Genomic DNA, 20,613 nt, shown 5'->3' on the forward strand with positions numbered 1-20,613 from the left:
ATTAACGAACCCCTAAAAAGTTCACTTGTGGGAGTACAGCGACTCCATACATCAAGATAGAATCTATTAGTTTCAAAGCTCATCTCTTGCACATATCCAACCTTTCTATAAAAACGTAAAAGTCACTACTTGGCATTTCCATTGGCAAGTAGTGACTAATTGGCATTGTTGTTATAGTTTGTCTATAAAAGGGATCATATAGTTGTAGAGTTTATAGCCTAGATAAATCCCCAATATCCCAGCAATTCCAGAAATCGCAGGTGGAGCTGGCACTGGCAGCTTGATTAGAGCAAACAAAAAGCCCACAATAATTCCTGAAATGATGGCTAATAAAATTTGTATCATTCACTCACCTATTTAAAGTGATTTTCCGTTACTATAAAATGTCGGAAGCACGAGAACCGTCCCCACGCTTTCAAATATTTTTAAATCGTTTCACTTGTTCCGATATTGCAACTTCTGTAGGTAGCCTTTCTACACTTGAAGCTCCAAAGAATCCTGATACGCCTCTTGTACGCTCGAGTACATACTTTGCATCTTCTGGCTCTGAAATTGGGCCACCGTGGCAAATGACGATAATATCTTCATTGACTGATTTTCCTGCATCATGAATTTCTTGAACTAAATTCACGGAATCCTCAAGACTTAATGCAGTCTGAGCGCCAATTGCTCCTTTCGTCGTTAAGCCGACGTGTGCTACTAGCATGTCTGCTCCTGCTTCAGCCATCTTAATCGCATCTTCTTTATTGAATACATACGGAGAAGTAAATAAACCTAATTCGCTCGCTTTTCGGATCATTTCTACTTCAAGGTCATAACCCATCCCTGTTTCTTCTAAGTTTTGGCGGAATTGTCCGTCGCATAAGCCAACGGTAGGGAAATTTTGCACACCTGAAAAACCCATATCCTTCAATTGCTTTAAGAAATGTCCCATATCTCGGAATGGATCTGTACCACAAACACCAGCTAAAACAGGTGTATCTTCGACAATGGTAAGCACTTCATGCCCCATTTCAACGACAATTTGGTTCGCATCCCCATATGGCATCAGGCCTGCTAAGGACCCTCTTCCTGCCATACGATATCTTCCTGAGTTATAAATAATAATTAAGTCAATGCCGCCCATTTCTGCACTTTTTGCTGAAAGTCCAGTACCAGCGCCTCCACCGATAATAGCTGTACCATCATTAACATTTTCTCTTAGTCTTCTTAAAACTTCCTCTCTTGCAACTGCCACTTCAACCACCCCTCCATTTACATGAACTGCAATAATTCTTTAACGATTAACTCAGAAACTGACGGATCATTTATGTCCTCTTCCACTTCAATATATGGAATATTTTCATTCAAATTTTCTTTAATGCTCGCATACAGTACCTCTCTTTGTTCGTTCCCTTCAAATGCTTGCCCTTCCTTATCTAATAAGGAAACACCGCCTTTTGGAAGAATAACAACTGTTTTGCTTTCCGCTTTATTTAATTTTTCAGCAATCAGCTTACCTAATTGCTTGTTCTCTTCTACTGTCGTTCTCATTAATGTCGTCGTAGGGTTATGCTGGTAAAATAAACGATCTTTAAATTGCTCTGGCACAGTTTCTGGCGGACCGAAATTAACCATATCTAGTGCACCTACAGAAACGACTTGCGGAATACCTATTTTCCCCGCGCTTTCCAACCTGTCATCTCCAGCGCTAAAAATCCCACCAACTAAGCGATCAGCAAACTCGGTTGTCGTAATATCTACGACCCCTTCGATGAAACCATCTTGAATTAACGATTCCATCGCATCGCCACCTGTACCTGTGGCATGAAATACTAAGACATCATATCCTTGGTCTTCTAATAATTCTCTTGTTTTCGTCACACATGGTGTCGTCACACCAAACATCGTTGCCGCAATCATCGGCTTACTTTCTACTTTTGGCCCTTTTTCAGCTCCTTGAACCATTCCGCTTAATGCATTTGCAGCGTTTTTCAAAATTTCAGCCGATAAGCCGTTAATCCCTGCGATATCGACAACAGAATACATCATCGTAATATCTTTATCACCTACATAAGGTCTTGTATTACCAGATGCAACTGTAGAGACGAGGATTTTCGGCAAACCTACTGGGGCATTCCTCATCGCTGTCGCAGCAACTGTTGTTCCAGCCGTCCCGCCCATACCGAAGATTCCTGATATTTCATTCTCTTCTAGTAATGTTGAGACAATACTCGCAGCACCTTTTGTCATTGTGGCAACAGCTGTTCCGCGGTCATTTTTATCACGAAGCTCTTGCAAGGAAACCCCGCCAGCTTCAGCAACTTCACTACTCGTGATGTCTCCAGGAATAGATGTATCATAGATTCCTGTGTTCATTAACAAAACCGTCTGGTTATTACTCTCTAGAATATCTTTTACATAGAGAAACTCGTCTTTTTTCGTATCAAGCGTTCCAATAACAAGCACTTTTTTTCCCATTGTTGATCCCCCTTTCAGTTATCCGAGTATGCCTTCAAAGAACTCCTTGGTTTGACGCACAACTTCTGCCTCTCCTATTTTGTCTTGCTGATAGAAGGAAGGATAGTGTGTATCGATCGTCAAAATGACGTTTGGATCCCCCTCTGTAAGCGCATTTAAAACTGCTTCATGTTTAAAGTCATCATGACCGGCTATCGCAAAGTTATTAAACCTGCCCTCAGGCATATCGTCAGTTACAGAATTGACAACTCTCGAAGCTCCTTTTAAGTGAACAGAAGCAACGTTTCCTTTAATATGTTCATATAATTCCACAGTTGGATATTCACCAGATCGCCAGCCGTTAACAATATCCCAATTTAACTTCAAATGCGGATGATCCGCATATTGCACTAGCTTTCCGAGTTCTACGCAATTGTTCGTTAACGTTGGCGGTTCGTTTTCTACTAAAATGACTTTCCCTCTTCTTTGTGCATGTTCTGCATGTTTCTTTAAAACTTCAGCATTGTGCTTATATTCCTTTTCCTTTTTTTCCTCTGACCAAGTATCGAAATCAGGATACCTGTATAAAGAATAAATTCGGACGTTTGGTGCAGAAAAAGCATCTGCTAAATTGAATAATCGGTCTAATTGTTTCGTCATTTCATCATGGTGGTTTTCATCGTAATTATCGTATTTAGGCGGTCCAGAAAACGTACAAGAATTTACGGCCCACGAACTGAGAGTGGCAACTTCCAATCCATGTTCTTTAACTTTTTCTCCTAATTGCTTTGCCTTCTCAACAGAGATCGAATCTATTGTATCGCCGTCTAATTTTGCACGAAGCTCAACATAATCAAAGCCCAGCTCCTTGGCTGTTTGTAACGCTTCATCAAATGACTCTATCCCTAACATATCTGTCACAACACTAAACTTCATAAAGTTCTCCCCCCACCTTGATTCCATCATTTGCACTCAACATTATCCGATCTTAATCCAGTTGCCAGCTTTATTGTCTTTATAGGCTTCGAAGACTTGCGTCAAATGCCATGCATCACGTAACGTGGCACGTTCGACTTGTTTATTTTCTAACACTGATTCTGCAAAATGGTTTACACTTTGAACCATCCCTTGCGTAAATAAGTTCTTATTATGCAGCTGTCCTAATGAGAATTCTGGCTCCCAGTGCACCGGTCCGTTCGATGGATCGTCACCAATAAAGGAAGGTGCCTTTCCGTATTCACCGCTGCCTTTTTTACCTTGGTAATAACCCAGTCGTATCGCATTATCGATGATAATGTTTTCCTTATTTCCAATCACCTCGTAATTTTCATTAGGGCTTGTTTCTGATTGAGTGGACGGTAAGTGCAAACTGCCGATCGCACCAGATTTAAACTTAAATAATGTGTGTACATTACCACTTGGCTGATGATCGACAAAACACATTTCATCAATATCGCCCATCAAATACTGCATACCGGAAACTGGGTGACAAATATCTAAAAACCAGTGTAAGCCTTCCCGCTCTCCTAACTCTTCATTAAAAGGAGTCAACGTTAACGGATAACGTCCTGTAATCGAGGTCGCGCCTCCGAACTTTTCACTCTCTACGATCTTTTTCGCCCCTTCGAATGATGGATAAAAGTATCGTTTGTTAGAAACAAGGACTTGCACATTATGTTTTGCTTGTAATTCCATTAATTCTTCCGCTTCTTTTGTCGTATAAGAAATGGGCTTCTCTACCCAGACTGGAATGCCTGCTTTCATAATATCCGGTAAAATTTTCGGATAAATCGGACGCCCATTTTTATCAAAGTTCAATACAACAAAAATAGCATCAAGGTCTTCTTTTCTCATCATTTCAAGATAATCGGTATATGCACGGTCTGCACCAAATCGTTTTCTGTATAGTTCTGCTCTTTCTAAATTCAAGTCACAGACAGCGACTAATTCGACTGGCGCATAATCAAATGTCGGGTAAACGTTACGAAACGAGTGAGCACCACACCCAATAAATCCAGCATTAATCTTATTGGTATACTCGTAATTGAATTTAATATTTGCCATAAGTGAATTCCCTCCTCCTCTTTTTATTCTCCAATCGTTTGTCTGTCAGGTGCTGAATAAGCGATAATCATTCGGCAAGGTTCCCAGCTCGTAACTTTCGCATTATGAGGGATATTTCTTGGTATTCGTAACATCATTCCTGGTTTTAAGTGGTACGTTTCATCACCAAGGGTATGATCACATTCGCCTGATAACACAAAGATCACTTCTTCACAATTCGGATGGATGTGACGTGGATTTTCTTCGCCTGCATTAATAAATACCATTCCGAATGTCATTTCACTGTCTGGATCGATATCCTCTCCGCAAAGCCATTGAATACCGCCCCAATCCATCGGTAGTAAATAACGCTCTTCATTTAAATCTGTAATTGTTGCACTTTTTTGATTACTAGTCATGATATAATCCCCCGCTTTTTCAAGATTTTAAATAAATCTTATTGCACATCCTTTCGTACAAAACTTGTGCAATAAAAGATTTGTTAACTATTATTTTAAATTGATATAAAGCGCTTACCAATGAGGTATTCCTTTTAAAAAAGTGGTCAAAATGTAGATTTCACTTTTTTAGCCACCTGTTTTACTTATTAGCACCACTCGACATTCCTTCAATAAAGGAGCGCTGGAATATTAAATAGACAATGATACTTGGAATCATACTGATTACCGTTCCGCCAAAAATAAGTGCATAGTTCGTTGCCATTTCTCCTTGGAATGAATATAGACCAAGTGATATCGTATACTTCCCCTGTGACATTAAGAGAACTAACGGCAGTAAGAAGTCATTCCATATATTCATAAATGTAAAGATTAACAATGCTACTAACCCCGGCTTCGCTAACGGAAGCATCACTGTCCAGAAGATTCTCCATTCTCCTGCACCGTCGATCATTGCAGACTCACGCATTGCCTTTGGAACATCTCGAAATGTGTTTCTCATCAAAAAAATGGAGAATGGCAAGGCTAAAGCAGCCGAAACAAGCGTAAGACCGGTTAATGTATTTACTAACCCCATTGATCTTAAGTGGAAAAAGATCGGAATAATAATCGCTTGAACAGGCAACGCCATTCCTAACAAGACAATATAGAAGATCAAGTTGTTTCCCTTAAACGTTAATTGTGAAAATGCGTAACCCGCAGGACTTGCAACTAAAGCTACAACAAGCATTCCGCCTATCGTTACAACTGCACTGTTAATGATATATTGCTGAAAATTCCCTACTTGCCAGGCATTAATAATATTTTCGAAGCTCCAGTTACTAGGTAAAGAAAAAGGAGAAGAGAAGATTTCCATATTTGTTTTAAAGCTAGCTAAAACAGCGTAAATAATGGGGGCGATGATTAATGATAATAGTAAAAACAAGACGACCCATATCATCATTTGTGATGACGACTTTCTTGACATTGTTCTCTCCATTGTTACTCAGTCCTTTCTCTGTAGTAGTTAAACCCGATCGTAAAGATAATGATGATAATCCCTAAGATTACACTTTGTGCTGTTGCGTAACTTACTTGGTTCATACTGAATGCCGTTTTATAAACTAAGGTAGATACAACCTCACTCATGTAGAAAGGTCCGCCTTGTGTCATTATCCAGATCAATGCAAAACCTTTTAACGCATGAATGATCACCATACTAATGACAACGTTCATTGTGTTACGCAGGCTCGGCACGGTTATATACCAAAACTTTCTGATTGGACCTGCTCCGTCAATATCTGCTGCCTCATACATTTGCGGCTCAATACTTTGTAACCCTGCTAAAAATAAAATCATGTACAACCCATAAAACGCCCATGTACTAGCAATTACTAAGGCAGGAATGACAAACATTTGCTCACCAAGCCAATTTCTTGCCATAAAATCCAGTCCTATGGCCCGGAGAAAAATGTTAATTGGCCCCATTGTCGGATCATAAATTTTGGACCACAATACCCCTACAACGGCAAGCGACAATACACTCGGCAGATAGAATGCTGCCCTGAAAAAGGTTTTACCTCTTTTCACCTTACTAATCAGTACAGCGAGGACTAAAGTTGGAATGACCATTAAGGTTAAACTTAAAACAACCCACAGTAAGTTGTTACCTAATGCCCTATAAAAAAGACCATCTGTTGCTAACCTTGCATAGTTGTCCAGCCCTACAAAATTCATTGTTGGTGATGTCCCATTCCAATCAAATAAACTATAGCGAACGGCATCTGCCATTGGGTAAAGCATAAAAGCCCCATAAAGGATCAGTGCTGGTGATAAAAAAGATGCAATAACGGCAATTCTTTTTAGCTTATTTATTCTTTGTGCTTTAACTTTGTTTTGTTTTTGAACCTTAACACTTACAGTTTGTAAACTCGTACTCATAAGCAAACTCTCCTCTCGGGTTAATTTCGGTCCGCCTGAAAGCGCATTCATGACAAGGTACTTTACATGTAATAAACAACATTATCCCCCCTCACCTCTGTTTCTTTATTTAAGATAATAATCTGATTTTTCAGTTAATGAAAGGAGCCATTTCGTTGATAAAAGTGGGTATATTCGTAGAAAAAATGAATGAACCCAAACCCAAAACTAGTCAAGAATAGAAAACGAAGGTGCCTTCTATCAATTTAGAAAACACCTTCGCTTTGTTATGAGAATTGATCCTATCTTTTTAATTGGAATCCATTTGCTTTGTCTGCTTGAGCCGCTTCTTCAATCGCGTTCATTGCTTCTTCTGGCGTCGTTAAGTCTCCGACTAACCCTTGTAAGTTTTGGAAATAGGCTTCACCTGTTTCTACACCAATAAACACACTTGGGTTATAACCTGACCCGTCCGCAACATCAATAGCTGCATCACGTAAAACATCGCCAACCGGCTCTACATCCATCGAAGCAGTAGATGCAAGAATAAAGTTGTAATCTGGGAAGCTATAAACAATTTCGGCATAGTCACTAGAAAGAATATAGTCTAACCATAACTCAGCTGCATCCTCGTTATTTGCACCGGTTGGTACGACCCATGATTGGCCAATTCCACCTGTCGGTTTTGCTTCTTCCCCATCGATAAACGATGGCGCCATAAAGAATCCGACACTATCATGCAAACCTTCTTCAGCTAAATCTGTAATCAGATACGTCCCACCTGTATAGATGGCTGCTTGTTTATTTAAAAATTTAAACTTTGAATCTGTCTCTTGTAATGTAACGGCATCTTGTGAGATATACCCTTTATCTAGCCATTCTGTCATAGCCGTTGCTACTTCCACGACTTCTGGATCATTCCACTTTCCATCTTCAAAGAAAATCTCCTCTAATTTCTCTGTCCCTGCCATTGCTTCTAACATAACCCCAAATAACCAGCCAATGGCATAACCATTTCTCGCACCTACTGTAATTGGGTCAATACCAGATTCTTCCGCTAACGTTTCTAGTAAATCAATGTATTCATCGGCAGTCTCAGGGACGTCCAATCCATACTCGTCAAACACATCAATGTTATAGAAGTGGGCAATTGCATCTACCATGTGAGGTACTTCATAGATATGGTCGCCACCAGCAATCAAGTCGTATGCAAATGGACGAACAGCATTCTCCCATTGGTTTGCTTCATAGGTGTCATCTAGCGGTTTAATTAATTCCCCTTGTGACAAAACAGAAATACGACTTGGCCCAGCATTCATAAGAATCACGTCAGGCGTATTTACTTCAGACTGTAACAATGCTGTTAAACTTCCAGACTCTACCCGAACATCGCCTGTTTCTAATACAACGTCAATATCAGGATTTAATTCTTTGAAACGATCCACTACCTGCCCCCATTGCTCTCGTTCCACATCATTGTAGTAGTTAGGAATTAGTAACTGCAGCGTGTTTTCTTCATCTACCGAGGACTCCTGTTCACCGTCACTTTGCCCTCCCGTTGCTTGCTCTTCACTCTCACCTTCTACACTGGAACTACCTGACGGAGACTGACATGCAACGAAAACTACTAGCATTAACAAAAACATACATAACAGTGATGCTCTCACGAACGTTCGTATCATTATTCATACCTCCTTTTTTTAATGCAAACCTACTTTCACAGTTAGCATCGATTAAAACTTATATTAAGCGCTTTCATAACGTATTGAAAGAGGGCGTTTCGGTGATAAAAGTGGGTAAAAGTTTTCGCATAAATCATCTTTTTTTGTCGATTCACTTGCTAGAATATAAATATATCATTATAATCCTTGCAAACGCTTACTTAAAAAGGGCCAATGATGCGCCCTTAATTTCATTTCTTTTGTAAAGCTTAAGGGGATCTCTTACAAAATTGCAAAAAAGGAGGTGTCTTATGAAGTTTTTTCACTCTTTATTCTTTAAATTGTTATTTTGTTTGTTGATTATTTCCATTATTCCTTTAAGTATCGTCGGACTCATTACGTACAATAACACCTCAAAAAGTATGACGGATAATTTAGATTATCATGCTTCTTATATTTTGGATCAGAAAGTAGACGCACTCGATCAGCTTTTTCATGACTTAGAACGAATAAGCAGCGGAATCGTTCATAATAAAGTGTTTTCTACTTTTAGCGAAAATGACAACGATCGAAGGCACCAACAATTATTTCTTGAATTAGACCAATTGTTAGTCAGTATAGAAAATATATTTCCAGCATTCGAAGGCATCACGATCATCAATGAATCTGGTTTCATTTACAACTATGGCTACCCTTTAGCACTCAACATAACCGCAAACACTTTCTATCAATCTGACTGGTTTCCATCGATAGAAGGTCTATCTTACCCGGCCCTTACTCCATTGCATACTAGAAATTACAGTAACATGAATAACGATACACCTGTTTATTCCTTTGTTTATCAAGGGTGGGACAATAAATTAAACTCTAGTTATATTATCATCGACCTTACCGAAGAATCTGTTTCAAATATTACGAATATTCAGTATAATGAAACTGATATTGCAGGAACGCTTATTTATAATGATGAAAAAATTGTATACTCCGAAAACGAAACGTTTACTTTTTCCTATCATACCATCTCCTCTAGTAATTCCGGGGGTATTATTCAAAATGAGGAAAACAAAGAGTTTATCATTTACAAACAAAAGGTTCCTTCAACCGGCTGGACAATCGTTGAGTATTTTGAAGTCGGTAATTTTTTCAAACCAGTGTATGATACGAGAAACTTCTTCCTTTATACGATTATCGTTAGTGTTATCGTTTGTATCTTGGCTTCATTATTCGTAACGAAACAAATCTCAAATCCTATTTATAACTTACAGAAAAAAATGAAGGAGGTAGAAAGCGGCAACTTTGAAGAAAGATTTATTACGAATTCAAAAGATGTCATTGGAGACTTAGCCAAAGGTTTTAACCATATGCTCGTACAAATCAAAGCGTTGATCAAGTCCGTGGAAAAAGAAGAAAAATTAAAAAGAGAAGCGGAAATCACAGCATTGCAATTACAAATAAACCCGCACTTTGTCTATAACACGTTAGAATCGATTAATTCTTTAGCTAGAAAGAAGAAAGAGCATGAAATTAGTCACCTCATCGTTTTACTAGGAAGACTATTACGCTTAAGCATTAGCTCTTTTGATGAAATGATTCCAGTGCGTCAAGAAATCATGTACACGAATAACTATTTGGAGCTTCAGCAAAAGCGCATGCGGCAAAGCCTTGACTACAACATTGATATTGAAGATGAGTTATACGATAAGCACATGTTAAAGTGGATCCTTCAACCGATCGTTGAAAATGCCATTTTACATGGGATCGACCCTCAACAAACAAAAGGTGACATTGAGATTAAGGGCAAAATGGACAATCAATGTATTATTTTTACAGTAACAGATAATGGGAGTGGGATTTCTCCCAAGAAGCTTAGGGAGATCAGAAGTAGGCTTAAGGATGATTCAAGTGAACTTACAAAATATAAAAAACGAATTGGCCTGTATAATGTCCAATCACGTATTCATTTACATTATGGACTTTCTTATGGTATTTCGATTGATAGTGAAGAAGCAAAAGGCACTGTTGTAACCATTACCATCCCTCAAAGGAGCGAAACAAATGAATAAAATGCTAATTGTTGATGATGATTGGATGATTACTGACAGTTTAAAGCATATGGAAGAATGGTTGGACTTACACATTGATGTGGTTGGATCTGCAGCGAATGGAAAAGAAGCGTTATTTTGGTTAAAAAAGGAGAAAATAGATATTATCCTAACAGATATACGCATGCCAGAAATGGATGGAATCGCTCTTACGAAACATATTTATGATGAGCAAATAAAAACGAACGTCATTATTATGAGCGGATTTGAAGAATTCACTTATGCACAAGAAGCGATGCGTTACAATGCCAGGGGATATTTATTAAAACCGATTGACACAACTGAGTTATTAGAAACAGTACAGAAAGTAAAAGAAGAATATCTCGCCCCGCCTCAAGAGCCCCTGTCCAATGACATCGATGATATAAAACAGAGTCAAACACAGCAAGAAAGAGTGATTACAAGCACGATCAATTATATCAATTCTAACTACATGGAACCTCTAACATTAAAACAATTAGCAGAACGAGTGCATCTAAGTGATCACTACTTAGGACAGCTGTTTAAATCTGTGACAGGTGAATCATTTTTAAAATATTTAACAAATGTAAGAATGAAAAAGGCTGCCACACTCTTAGAAAACCCTGTACTGAAAATCTATGAGATTAGCGAAAGAGTCGGATACACTGATCCGAAACACTTTATGAAGGTTTTTAAGAAATCACACGGTTGTACACCAAAAGACTACCGACAAAGGTTTAAAATAAAAACACGGGAAGTCATGTGAGTTTGGTTCCTGGTCCCCATTGCGGTAAAGGTTTTGCGAAATGGGGGTCAGGACACTGGCCTTTCGCTATCGATTTATGATTCAATATATCCTGAAGCTTCACGAAAACGAAATTCAAAACCTCACTATGACACACATAGTGAGGTCTTCTAATATAAAAATCCTTCTTAAGTAGAGCTGTCTTCTCGATTGCTATTCGACAAAATACGGGAAGTTACTGGTACCGAATCATGCACTCAGATCCTAACACTACTTATCCATTTTTAATAATATCCAATAGGTGCACGATTTCTTCTTCTGTGTTGTAAAAGTGTGGGGACACTCTAATTCCTGACCTTACATTTATTTTGATGTTATGATTTGTTAATGTGGTTGGGTCAATCCCACTAAATGATGTTATTCCGGACCAATTTTTTTGATCAATTGTTGGGGAATGCATGTTAATATGCTCCACCGACATAAGACCTTCTCTTAATAACGAAGTTAATTTCTTTATTCGTTCTGGGATAAGGGTTTGATATTCATCTAGTAACAACAAGGATTCCCTTAATCCTCTAATAGCTGAAAAATTCATATTTCCGGTTTCAATAGACCTAGCAGATTGGTCAATATCCATTTTAATATCACTATAGTTAAACCTTTCTTTCATGCTAGCCCAACCAATAAACGGTATATTGATTTGATCGAGCAATTCTTCATTAATATAGATAAAGGAAAGGCCATCTGGCCCCATTGCCCATTTAAAAAAACCACTCACAACAAAGTCAGCTTGTATTTTGTTCACATCCAAAGGTTCTGTCATGTAACCTTGTATAGCGTCTACGATGAAAATAATTCCGTTCTCCTTACAGAGTGTTCCGATTTCTTCTAAATCGAGTTTATTTCCATTAGAAGCCATGACCCAGCTCACACTAACTACTTTCGTTTTTTCTGTGATTGCTTCTTTAAATTGATTTATATCCGCTCGTCCATCAATATGTTGAACGATTTTTCGCTTAATATTTTTTTCTTCCTCCAGCTTCATCCACGGATACACATTAGACGGAAATTCTTCATCTGTAATGAGAACTTCATCCCCCTCTTGGAGATTCAGTGAATGAGCGATAAGGTTAATTGCACTAGATGTATTCCAATAAAAGCCTATTTCTTTTGGTTTAGCCTTAATTGTAGAAGCGACCATTCCACGAACTTCATCAACTTCTTCCCACCACTTAGAAAAGTTATTTCCAAACATCGCTCTTTCTTCATGAAACGTTTGGACACCTTCTAGTACACGTTGGTGTAGAGGAGACATTGCGCCATGGTCAAGATATAAACATTGATCTAAAACTTTCATCCCTTTTCTAAAGTTGTTAATTGTCACATCACTCATTGTCTATCTCCTTACTGTTTCAGTTGACCATTACACATGAAATCGGCATATAGGTGAACCGCCTTCATGATTTGCTCTATTTCAATGAACTCATCTTTCGTATGAGCTTGTTCAATACTTCCAGGGCCAAAAACAATGGTTGGTGTAATCGCTTTAACAACTTTACTTGCATCACACCCAAAAGGTAATCCGATTACATCAGAATTAAGATGATGATTGCTTAAAAACGTTTGAAATTCTTGAATATTTAAATCATCTAATTCGTTATCTAAAGCCGGATCAATTAAATACGGGTCCTTGAAAACTGTATTTGAATATGTAGCATCAGTAAGCTCCCTTTTTAATGTTTCTTTAATACTTACATATGCTTCTTCCCAGTTCTCACCAGGGTTCAATCTACGATCAACATGAATTTCACATTTCCCTGGCACAGCATTTACTTGTTCACCGCCACTGATGAGGTTTACACTAACAGAGCTAGGCCCAATTAATGGATGGACCTTTTTTTCCACTTCAGGAACAACTTTGGATTTTATACATTGAATAATGTCACTCATAGAATATATCGCATTTTCGCCATCCCATGGTGTAGCACTATGAGCTGGAATGCCTGACGTTTCAATTTTAAAGCGAATACTTCCTTTATGTACGCCGCCTAAACGTAACTTTGTTGGTTCTCCAACAATTGAAAAGTCAGCCTTCGGGTTCAGATTAACAAGTTCATCGACGCCTCGGTGTAAATGTTCTTCATCTACGACGGCAGCAATGATTACATTCATCGACAAAGGTTTATTATCAGAAATCGCTTTTTCCAAACCGATAATCATACTTGCAAGCTGACCTTTAGCATCACAAACCCCTCTCCCCCACCATTTTTGATCTTTTTCAGTCATCTTAAAGGGTTCGATAATCATTTGATCGACTTCAACGGTATCGAGATGACTTTCAAGTAGAACCGTAGGGAGGTTATCAGAAACTTCATATTTAATAACGACATTATAGCGGTCATTTAATACGGGCTGCGTTTCAATTACAGCTTCAGGGATATTTTCTTTTACATATTCAATCAGTTTCTCGGCTACATTCGCTTCTCCTTCTATTAATTCATTATCTCTCGGGTTAACACTAGGCGTATTTACTAGCTGCTCTAATAAAACTTTTGTTTTTTCCTGCCATCTGTTCAATGCTTTTCACCACCCTAAAACATATTAGGAGTAAAAACTTTAGTAAGTTGTTCAGCTCCATTTTGAATGTGTTCATTACCTCTTTTTAAAATAAATAATCGATGACCTGGCAACAAAGTATCGACATTCAAGTTTTCTATTTTATGAAAGTCTTCTCGATAATCTTGTAAAGATGAACCTGGTGCATTTAATAGACCTAGTAAACCATGAGCAAAAACAGCATCAGAAGAGAAGAGGACCTTATTTCCGTCAGATTCCTCTAAGAAATAACATGACAATCCCGGACTATGTCCACGTACTTGGATAGCTTTTAAAGTTAAATCGCCAACTTTTAGCTCATCACAATCTTTTACTAATTGATCTGGCTCAAAGTATTTAAATGAATAATCAGAAGGATAAGCTCCTGCATTCTTCGCTAATTGTAAAGCAAGTTCAACATCGTCTTCATGGTTGGTCATCAGCTCTGCTTCTATCTCAGGTACAACCACTTGCTTGCCGAGTTGTTGAAAGTCGGGGGCTCCACCACCGTGATCAGCATGTGTATGAGTTAAGATGACCTTTGTAACCTTTTCAAAGGGAATATACTGTTCTACATTTTGAATAATCGTTTGTGTATCTAACCCTACTCCTGCATCAATTAAGACAGCTTCTTCTTCCGTATCAATTAAATAGACATGACAGTCATTTTGATGAGACACACCGATCTCACCACTACCAACTAAATAAACATGTTTAGTTAACCTCATCAAAAAAGTCCCTCCAAATGATCTCTTTTTCCGTTTCGCACGCTTCAATAATCGCTTCACAAATGGCGACTCCTGTGACGGCTTCCTCCATATTAATGACTGGAGAGGACGATTCCCCATCCAAGCAACGTATATAACCATCCAATTGATTCGCTAATGCACCATTCGGTATTCCATGTACACTAGTTGCTAAAGAAGTATCTGGCTGACTTAATTGACCCTTTGCCATTACCTTCAGATTGTCACCAGGATATTTTAGAACGAGGTGCCCATCGGTCCCCATAACTTCCATTTCGACATCTAAATATTGACCATATTCATTTGGTAAGCACCACTGTGTTTCAAGCTGACATAACGTTCCGTCCTCAAGCTCGATGATGGCAAAAATAATTCCAGCAGCATCGTTATCTTCTGTGATTTTCTTTTGTTTAGCATAAACGGATTTTGGCTTTTTTCCTGTATACCAAATCATTAAGTCAATATCATGAGAAAGGGACATAAATACAGGGTGAGTCCTCGAGTGTAATGAAAACCTTTCTATAGGAACGTTTCGTTTAAACTTAATAGAATGTAGACTCCCTAAACGATGATCATCTAATTGTTCCTTTACTTTAGCGTACGAAGAGTCATACCTTAAAATATGTGCAGGTAACACGAGTTTATCGTAGGATTTCGTTGTAGATAATAGCTTTCTACCATCCTCCTTACTTAGACAAACAGGCTTTTCTAATAGGACATGTTTCCCTTTGTTTACAGCCAATTCTGTTAAAGTCAGGTGGCTCGATTCATCAGTTGCAATAATGACGACATCACATTCATCATGCGATAGTAGTTCGTCAGCGTCTTGAAATAAATTTTGAACATGATATTTTTCGCCTAGTTCTTCAAGTCTTTCTTTCCTTTGGTCACAAATCCCCCACAATGTTGCTTTTGGATGACTTTCTATCATTTTCATATGCTCTTCACCGAAAACACCCGTACCTATTACAGCAAAGTTCCACGTTTTTAGTTCAGTCATAGCTTTTTAAACTCCTTATCGACACTTATTGATGTTTAAGAGACAGGGATCATACATCCCTGTCCCATATTTTCTATTTTGTATTTGCAATCTTCTCAAAGAATTCAGAAACTCTTTGTTCTTCTTTATTATCTCTACTAATAATTAAACTCAAGATGACTCCTACAATGAGTGTAGTAAAAGTACTTGTAGCAGTAGTTACAGCTAACCCTTGAATCCCACCAGCTCCTAATATAGAAACTGTTAGACCACTAATCGTACCAGCTAAGATGGCAATAACAGCAGCTGTTGCTTTCATTTGTCTCCAGAAGATCGCTAAACAAATAATGACGAAAATTGGCATGTCTGTAATCGCAATAACGTTTAGAATGGCATCAACTGCTCCACCTAATAATGGAACAAGCATCGCCCATAAAATACCGATAACTGATAATACAACCGTTGTCAGCCTTGATACTTTTAAATAATGCTCTCCACTTTCATTCGGCTTCCATTTTTTATAGAAGTCTTCAGTAAATAATGAAGATGAACCACATAAAGCTGAGTCGGCTGTAGATACACCGGCTGCTAGCAACGAAGCAAAGAAAATACCAAGTAACCCAACAGGTAGTAATTCTGTGTAAACTTGTGGCCCAACCATATCAGAGTGCATGGAAGAAACTGCATCTGATGACAATAATGAATGAGCAGCAAGTCCAGGTAAAACTTCTAAAATAGCAATCGGAATTGCGACAATAGCTGCAAAGATCATTCCCCAACGTGCAATGTTGACAGATTTAGCAGCTAGTCCTCTCTGCATGACAAATTGGCTCGTAATAAAATACGGGAAACCTAATAATGTCATAGCAATAATCCATGGCCACCCATTCGCATGCTCCATAGATGGTACCCATTCCGTTAACTCAACTGGTACCGAAGACATAAGGCCGCCCCAGCCACCAAATGTATAGAAGATGTAAGCGCCTCCAATAAAAAGTCCTAAAAACATCAGGACAAATTGAACAGAGTCTGTAATAACAACCGAACGAAGTCCACCTAAATAAGTATAAAACAATACTAATGCTGCAATAAGTAAAATCATGATATAAATGTCTACACCAAATAGTAATCCTGTAATAACAGCGGCAGCATACACTGTTACCCCATACCTGTTTAGGGTGTCTGCTAAAATCCAAATAACACTGATTAGTCCTCTAACTCTTCCATCATAACGATCTTCAAAAATTTCAGACATTGTATTATATCTTAGTTTTCGATAAATCGGTACAAAAATAACAGCGGCTAGAACACATGCCATCGCATTTAATGCAATCCAAGCAATCGGAACACCACTACCATACACTAAACCTGGCTTACCGACCATACTCCAAGTTGAGAAGTTTGTCGCAGCGAATGTTGCCGCTAACATGAATGGCCCAAATGTTCGACCTGCAACTGCAAAGTCCTCAAACTTACCAACACTTTTTGAGACCCAATACCCCACAAAAAGTGAGAAAATGACATATAGAATAATTATACCTAAATCAATATTTGATATTGCTAGTTCCATCTTTTCTCTCCTCCTCGTAACGAGAATCGTGCATGGACTCAGGTACCATGAACTTCAATAGTTCATTCCTCCAAACAGCTACAACTCCACCAACGATCCATAAACCGTATCCTGACATTGCAAAAGGAGTAACTGTACCCGACTCCAAAAACATTCTAGAAGCAACAGCTCCTATAAAAAGAATAATCCCTACCGCCATTAACCCCATTCCTACTCTTCCTCTGATTACTGGAGGCTTTTCTTGCTTTTCAAATAAAAACTTACCTCTCATCTCCATAATTGGGCCAATCGTCAAAATTACACCGAAGACAACAACTGAACCTAAAATTAAAATACTAATAAAATCCATTATGACCCCTCCTTAGCTTTTAAAGATTTTTCTAAAAGGTCCTTCCCGTAGTCCACTAATTTGTCTCGGTCTCTGTTGTAAATCCACTCATTCTTTGTCAGGCTACTACCAATCCCTACACCAAATGCACCACTAGAAAAAATATTTTGAATATTTTCTTCAGACACACCTCCTACAGGAAGTAACTTGGCATGATTCATTGAGGCAAGAATGTCTGAAATATACTTATGACCTAACATTCTTATTGGGAATACCTTAACAATTTCTGCTCCCATTTCTATAGCAGTTTGTATCTCTGTCGGAGTAAAAGCGCCTGGAATATAAGGAACGTCTTTCTCCTTTGAAACGGAAAACACTTCTTCAGAAAGGTGAGGACTTAAAAAGAATTGTGCCCCCCTACGTAAAGCTTCTTTGGCTAAAGGTTCATTTAATACTGTACCGGCACCAATTAATAAATCATTGTTATATCTGTTAGTTACTTCATCTAATACATCCAAACTATTATCTTGGTTTAACGATATTTCAATGACATTAAATCCTGATTCTACTAAACAATCTACTGTAAATAGCGAGTCCTCTATACTCAACCCTCTTAGAATCGGTATAATTGGCTTTTCTCCTAATTGATTTAACAAAGCAATCTCTCCTATCGAATGGTCGTCTTTTCCTCTCCTATGAATCTTTCTAATTCATGAGGAAATGGCAGACCTTTTGTATCGCCTTCTTCTGAAACAACAAAGGCTGCGACCCCACTCCCAATTTTCATACAATCACTCAATGAAGAGTTCGTTAAGTAACCGTGTAAAAATCCTGCTGCAAAAGCATCGCCTGCGCCAACTTCGTCAACCACATGTTCTACTGAATACGCCCGATGAAATGAAGTCGATTGTTGGTCAATCAACCATGCTCCGCTTCCACCATCTTTTAGAACTGACAGTTCAATTCCATACTTCTTATTGATGTCTACTAGAGCCTCGGGGTCATTGATACCAAATAATATCTCTGATTCTTCTCTTCCTGGAAAGAAAATATCTACATACGGTAATAATTCCAATATCGTAGCCCGAGCCTTTTCATTACTCCAGAGCTTTTTACGGATATTAGGGTCGAAGCTAACTTTCACACCATATTTTTTTGCTTTTTTTACCACTTTCAATGTAAGTTCACGACAAGTTTCACTTAATGAAGGGGTAATACCAGTTAGGTGGACAAATGTAAAGTTTCTTAAATCATCAAATGGAAAGTCATCATTGTTCATAGCGCTTGCAGCTGAGCCTTTTCGATAATAAAAAACTTCTGTATCTGTTAGGGCTTTTTTTTGTTTGAACATAATTCCAGTAGATTTCTCAGTGTCTGACTTTACGTGACTAACATCTACTCCTTCTGCCCGTAGTTCTCGAACGATTTTTGTGCCAAATGGGTCAGCCCCTACTTTACTGACCCATGTAACTTTGTGACCTAGTCTTGATAACGCTATACTTACATTTGATTCCGCCCCAGCACATGAAGATTTGTAATTGTTACTTTCCGATAACCTAAGCTGGTCATTCGAGCTAAATGCTATCATTGATTCACCAAATGTAATAATCATAATGTCTCCTTCTATTCATAAAGTTCTACAATCATTTCAATTTCCACTGGTGTATTAAACGGTAATTCATTACTTGATAATGCAGATCTTGCATGTTTTCCTTTATCACCAAAGGCTTCTTCAAGTAACTCCGAAGCACCATTAATGACGTATGGTTGCTCAACAAATCCTTCTGCTGAATTTACAAACCCTAATACTTTTACAATTTGCTTAACTCGATCTAAATCTCCAATTTCTCCTTTTAGAACAGCTAAACAATTTACCATCGTTTGTCTTGACGCTTCGTATCCTTGTTCCAACGTAATATCTTTTCCTACTTTTCCTTCATACATAAGCTTTCCATCAATACGGCAATCCTGCCCAGATGTATAAACGAGATTCCCAAATGTTTTTGCTGGAACATATACAGCTGCTGGTTTTGGTGCTTCAGGTAACTCAATACCTACTTCTTTTAATCTTTGCTCTACTTTTGACATGTTCAAACACTCCTCTTGTTTTTTGTTTTAATTATTAAAACTCCGTTTCATTTGGTGGCCAAAAAAAATTTAAACATTACCTAATCTACGTGAAATCAATTGACTTGCTTCCTTAACTTCAAGTGATAAATCAATTAAAACATCTTGATTAATTCTTGAAGAAGGGCCTGCAACACTAATGGCACCTAACAATTCATTTTTGTAATTATAAATAGGTGCAGCAGCACAACGAATTCCCATTTCATGTTCTTCGTCGTCAATCGAAAAACCTTGAGCTCTAATTTTTTTTAAATGTCTCTTGAAACGATCTTTATTTGTTATAGTTTTTTCAGTAAACGATTTCATTTCAATAGACTCAATAATATTTTCCTGTTCTTCACCCTGAATGTGGGCCAGGATCGCTTTCCCAATTCCAGTACAATGAACAGGTGCTCTGTTCCCTACTTTGGAGTACATTCTTATGGATCGGTCACATTCTACTTTATCTATGTATATAACCTCTCCCTTATCTATCACACCTAGGTGAACAGTTTCTTGAACTTTCTCTTGTAGATCAGATAAATACGGTTTAATATCTTGAACCCAGTTTGTTTTGTTAATCACTCTTGATGATAACTCAAACATCTTGATTCCTTCTTTGTAATGCTGGGTTGCATTGTCTTGTTCAAGGTATCCTTCTTCTTCTAATGTCGCTAAAAACCTATATATTGTACTTTTATTCATATCTAAGTTTCTAGCAAGTTCACTAACACCAATACCTTGATCAGCATTTACAACCTCTTCTAAAATTCTAAGCAATTTTGTTACTGAAGTATTACGTAATGAGTTACTCATGGCGCCACCCTTTACTCGTTTTATTTTTTAAAAAGGCGTTTTAATAATCGTTTGATGATAATATTAGGACATTGACCACTATTTTGTCAAGGAATATTCAGAAATTTCTTGTGGAAGCATGGGGACGGTTCTGCTGCTTCGGAAGCACAATTACCGTCCCCATGC

General features: G+C 38.1%; 21 protein-coding genes. 2 read left to right on the forward strand and 19 right to left on the reverse strand.

From position 1 onward, the window contains the following. Positions 1–171: 171 nt before the first annotated feature. The 9 genes from LGQ02_RS19160 to LGQ02_RS19200 form a co-directional block, all read right to left on the reverse strand. Positions 172–345 carry a XapX domain-containing protein gene (locus tag LGQ02_RS19160; RefSeq protein ID WP_226515880.1) on the reverse strand — a complete coding sequence of 58 codons (174 nt, stop codon included), beginning with the start codon at positions 343–345 and terminating at the stop codon, positions 172–174. A gap of 70 nt (positions 346–415) precedes the next feature. Beyond that, a complete protein-coding gene (locus LGQ02_RS19165) occupies positions 416–1,237 on the reverse strand; it encodes a phosphoenolpyruvate hydrolase family protein (RefSeq protein WP_226515881.1) in 822 nt (273 codons plus the stop codon). 17 nt (positions 1,238–1,254) lie between these two features. Then, positions 1,255–2,460: a Tm-1-like ATP-binding domain-containing protein gene (locus tag LGQ02_RS19170; RefSeq protein WP_226515882.1), complete on the reverse strand. Its 1,206-nt coding sequence runs from the start codon at positions 2,458–2,460 to the stop codon at positions 1,255–1,257. 18 nt (positions 2,461–2,478) lie between these two features. Further along, positions 2,479–3,375: a sugar phosphate isomerase/epimerase family protein gene (locus LGQ02_RS19175; RefSeq protein WP_226515883.1), complete on the reverse strand. Its 897-nt coding sequence runs from the start codon at positions 3,373–3,375 to the stop codon at positions 2,479–2,481. Between the two features lie 42 nt (positions 3,376–3,417). After that, positions 3,418–4,503 (reverse strand): Gfo/Idh/MocA family protein, encoded by a 1,086-nt coding sequence (locus LGQ02_RS19180; RefSeq protein ID WP_226515884.1) that lies wholly within the window; start codon positions 4,501–4,503, stop codon positions 3,418–3,420. 23 nt (positions 4,504–4,526) lie between these two features. Next, a complete protein-coding gene (locus tag LGQ02_RS19185; protein WP_226515885.1) occupies positions 4,527–4,901 on the reverse strand; it encodes a cupin domain-containing protein in 375 nt (124 codons plus the stop codon). Positions 4,902–5,082: 181 nt separating this feature from the next. Continuing rightward, positions 5,083–5,919 (reverse strand): carbohydrate ABC transporter permease, encoded by an 837-nt coding sequence (locus tag LGQ02_RS19190; protein WP_226515886.1) that lies wholly within the window; start codon positions 5,917–5,919, stop codon positions 5,083–5,085. 2 nt (positions 5,920–5,921) lie between these two features. Next, complete coding sequence (locus tag LGQ02_RS19195; RefSeq protein WP_226515887.1) at positions 5,922–6,860, reverse strand: carbohydrate ABC transporter permease; 939 nt, start codon at positions 6,858–6,860, stop codon at positions 5,922–5,924. A gap of 281 nt (positions 6,861–7,141) precedes the next feature. After that, a complete protein-coding gene (locus LGQ02_RS19200) occupies positions 7,142–8,521 on the reverse strand; it encodes an ABC transporter substrate-binding protein (RefSeq protein ID WP_226515888.1) in 1,380 nt (459 codons plus the stop codon). A 290-nt stretch (positions 8,522–8,811) separates the two neighbouring features. Between LGQ02_RS19200 and LGQ02_RS19205 the strand changes: the two genes are divergently transcribed. Next, positions 8,812–10,563: a sensor histidine kinase gene (locus LGQ02_RS19205; protein WP_226515889.1), complete on the forward strand. Its 1,752-nt coding sequence runs from the start codon at positions 8,812–8,814 to the stop codon at positions 10,561–10,563. Beyond that, positions 10,556–11,329 carry a response regulator transcription factor gene (locus LGQ02_RS19210; RefSeq protein ID WP_226515890.1) on the forward strand — a complete coding sequence of 258 codons (774 nt, stop codon included), beginning with the start codon at positions 10,556–10,558 and terminating at the stop codon, positions 11,327–11,329. Before LGQ02_RS19205 ends, LGQ02_RS19210 begins: the two co-directional genes overlap by 8 nt. A gap of 253 nt (positions 11,330–11,582) precedes the next feature. Here LGQ02_RS19210 and LGQ02_RS19215 read toward each other — a convergent pair whose 3' ends face one another. The 10 genes from LGQ02_RS19215 to LGQ02_RS19260 form a co-directional block, all read right to left on the reverse strand. Beyond that, the gene (locus LGQ02_RS19215) at positions 11,583–12,701 is read right to left on the reverse strand and encodes an aminotransferase class V-fold PLP-dependent enzyme (RefSeq protein ID WP_226515891.1); all 1,119 of its coding nucleotides are present in this window, start codon (positions 12,699–12,701) and stop codon (positions 11,583–11,585) included. A gap of 11 nt (positions 12,702–12,712) precedes the next feature. Next, positions 12,713–13,885 (reverse strand): M20 family metallopeptidase, encoded by a 1,173-nt coding sequence (locus tag LGQ02_RS19220; RefSeq protein WP_226515892.1) that lies wholly within the window; start codon positions 13,883–13,885, stop codon positions 12,713–12,715. Between the two features lie 14 nt (positions 13,886–13,899). Beyond that, complete coding sequence (locus LGQ02_RS19225) at positions 13,900–14,631, reverse strand: MBL fold metallo-hydrolase (protein WP_226518380.1); 732 nt, start codon at positions 14,629–14,631, stop codon at positions 13,900–13,902. Continuing rightward, on the reverse strand, positions 14,618–15,649 hold the full coding sequence (locus LGQ02_RS19230) for a Gfo/Idh/MocA family protein (protein WP_226515893.1): 1,032 nt from the start codon (positions 15,647–15,649) through the stop codon (positions 14,618–14,620). The genes LGQ02_RS19225 and LGQ02_RS19230 overlap by 14 nt, the downstream gene beginning before the upstream one ends. Before the next feature lie 73 nt (positions 15,650–15,722). Continuing rightward, positions 15,723–17,198 (reverse strand): sodium:solute symporter family protein, encoded by a 1,476-nt coding sequence (locus tag LGQ02_RS19235; protein WP_226515894.1) that lies wholly within the window; start codon positions 17,196–17,198, stop codon positions 15,723–15,725. Next, complete coding sequence (locus tag LGQ02_RS19240) at positions 17,173–17,547, reverse strand: hypothetical protein (RefSeq protein ID WP_226515895.1); 375 nt, start codon at positions 17,545–17,547, stop codon at positions 17,173–17,175. The genes LGQ02_RS19235 and LGQ02_RS19240 overlap by 26 nt, the downstream gene beginning before the upstream one ends. Then, entirely contained in the window at positions 17,547–18,182 is a 636-nt protein-coding gene (locus LGQ02_RS19245; protein ID WP_226515896.1) for a bifunctional 4-hydroxy-2-oxoglutarate aldolase/2-dehydro-3-deoxy-phosphogluconate aldolase, read from the reverse strand. Before LGQ02_RS19245 ends, LGQ02_RS19240 begins: the two co-directional genes overlap by 1 nt. Positions 18,183–18,193: 11 nt before the next feature. Next, positions 18,194–19,138 carry a sugar kinase gene (locus LGQ02_RS19250; RefSeq protein WP_226515897.1) on the reverse strand — a complete coding sequence of 315 codons (945 nt, stop codon included), beginning with the start codon at positions 19,136–19,138 and terminating at the stop codon, positions 18,194–18,196. An 11-nt stretch (positions 19,139–19,149) separates the two neighbouring features. Then, a complete protein-coding gene (locus LGQ02_RS19255; protein WP_226515898.1) occupies positions 19,150–19,614 on the reverse strand; it encodes a RidA family protein in 465 nt (154 codons plus the stop codon). Between the two features lie 69 nt (positions 19,615–19,683). After that, complete coding sequence (locus tag LGQ02_RS19260; protein WP_226515899.1) at positions 19,684–20,448, reverse strand: IclR family transcriptional regulator; 765 nt, start codon at positions 20,446–20,448, stop codon at positions 19,684–19,686. Positions 20,449–20,613: the final 165 nt, after the last annotated feature.

The sequence above is a fragment of the Bacillus shivajii genome (assembly GCF_020519665.1).
Taxonomy (GTDB): Bacteria; Bacillota; Bacilli; order Bacillales; family Salisediminibacteriaceae; genus Bacillus_CA; species Bacillus_CA shivajii.

What these genes read in the sequence shown, in the direction of transcription:
- LGQ02_RS19180 (WP_226515884.1), bottom strand. Translation starts at nt 4,503, where the DNA reads ATGGCAAATATTAAATTCAATTACGAGTATACCAATAAGATTAATGCT.
- LGQ02_RS19175 (WP_226515883.1), bottom strand. Translation starts at nt 3,375, where the DNA reads ATGAAGTTTAGTGTTGTGACAGATATGTTAGGGATAGAGTCATTTGAT.
- LGQ02_RS19240 (WP_226515895.1), bottom strand. Translation starts at nt 17,547, where the DNA reads ATGGATTTTATTAGTATTTTAATTTTAGGTTCAGTTGTTGTCTTCGGT.
- LGQ02_RS19230 (WP_226515893.1), bottom strand. Translation starts at nt 15,649, where the DNA reads ATGACTGAACTAAAAACGTGGAACTTTGCTGTAATAGGTACGGGTGTT.
- LGQ02_RS19200 (WP_226515888.1), bottom strand. Translation starts at nt 8,521, where the DNA reads ATGATACGAACGTTCGTGAGAGCATCACTGTTATGTATGTTTTTGTTA.
- LGQ02_RS19250 (WP_226515897.1), bottom strand. Translation starts at nt 19,138, where the DNA reads ATGATTATTACATTTGGTGAATCAATGATAGCATTTAGCTCGAATGAC.
- LGQ02_RS19215 (WP_226515891.1), bottom strand. Translation starts at nt 12,701, where the DNA reads ATGAGTGATGTGACAATTAACAACTTTAGAAAAGGGATGAAAGTTTTA.
- LGQ02_RS19210 (WP_226515890.1), top strand. Translation starts at nt 10,556, where the DNA reads ATGAATAAAATGCTAATTGTTGATGATGATTGGATGATTACTGACAGT.
- LGQ02_RS19260 (WP_226515899.1), bottom strand. Translation starts at nt 20,448, where the DNA reads ATGAGTAACTCATTACGTAATACTTCAGTAACAAAATTGCTTAGAATT.
- LGQ02_RS19185 (WP_226515885.1), bottom strand. Translation starts at nt 4,901, where the DNA reads ATGACTAGTAATCAAAAAAGTGCAACAATTACAGATTTAAATGAAGAG.
- LGQ02_RS19235 (WP_226515894.1), bottom strand. Translation starts at nt 17,198, where the DNA reads ATGGAACTAGCAATATCAAATATTGATTTAGGTATAATTATTCTATAT.
- LGQ02_RS19195 (WP_226515887.1), bottom strand. Translation starts at nt 6,860, where the DNA reads ATGAGTACGAGTTTACAAACTGTAAGTGTTAAGGTTCAAAAACAAAAC.
- LGQ02_RS19160 (WP_226515880.1), bottom strand. Translation starts at nt 345, where the DNA reads ATGATACAAATTTTATTAGCCATCATTTCAGGAATTATTGTGGGCTTT.
- LGQ02_RS19225 (WP_226518380.1), bottom strand. Translation starts at nt 14,631, where the DNA reads ATGAGGTTAACTAAACATGTTTATTTAGTTGGTAGTGGTGAGATCGGT.
- LGQ02_RS19170 (WP_226515882.1), bottom strand. Translation starts at nt 2,460, where the DNA reads ATGGGAAAAAAAGTGCTTGTTATTGGAACGCTTGATACGAAAAAAGAC.
- LGQ02_RS19205 (WP_226515889.1), top strand. Translation starts at nt 8,812, where the DNA reads ATGAAGTTTTTTCACTCTTTATTCTTTAAATTGTTATTTTGTTTGTTG.
- LGQ02_RS19190 (WP_226515886.1), bottom strand. Translation starts at nt 5,919, where the DNA reads ATGGAGAGAACAATGTCAAGAAAGTCGTCATCACAAATGATGATATGG.
- LGQ02_RS19255 (WP_226515898.1), bottom strand. Translation starts at nt 19,614, where the DNA reads ATGTCAAAAGTAGAGCAAAGATTAAAAGAAGTAGGTATTGAGTTACCT.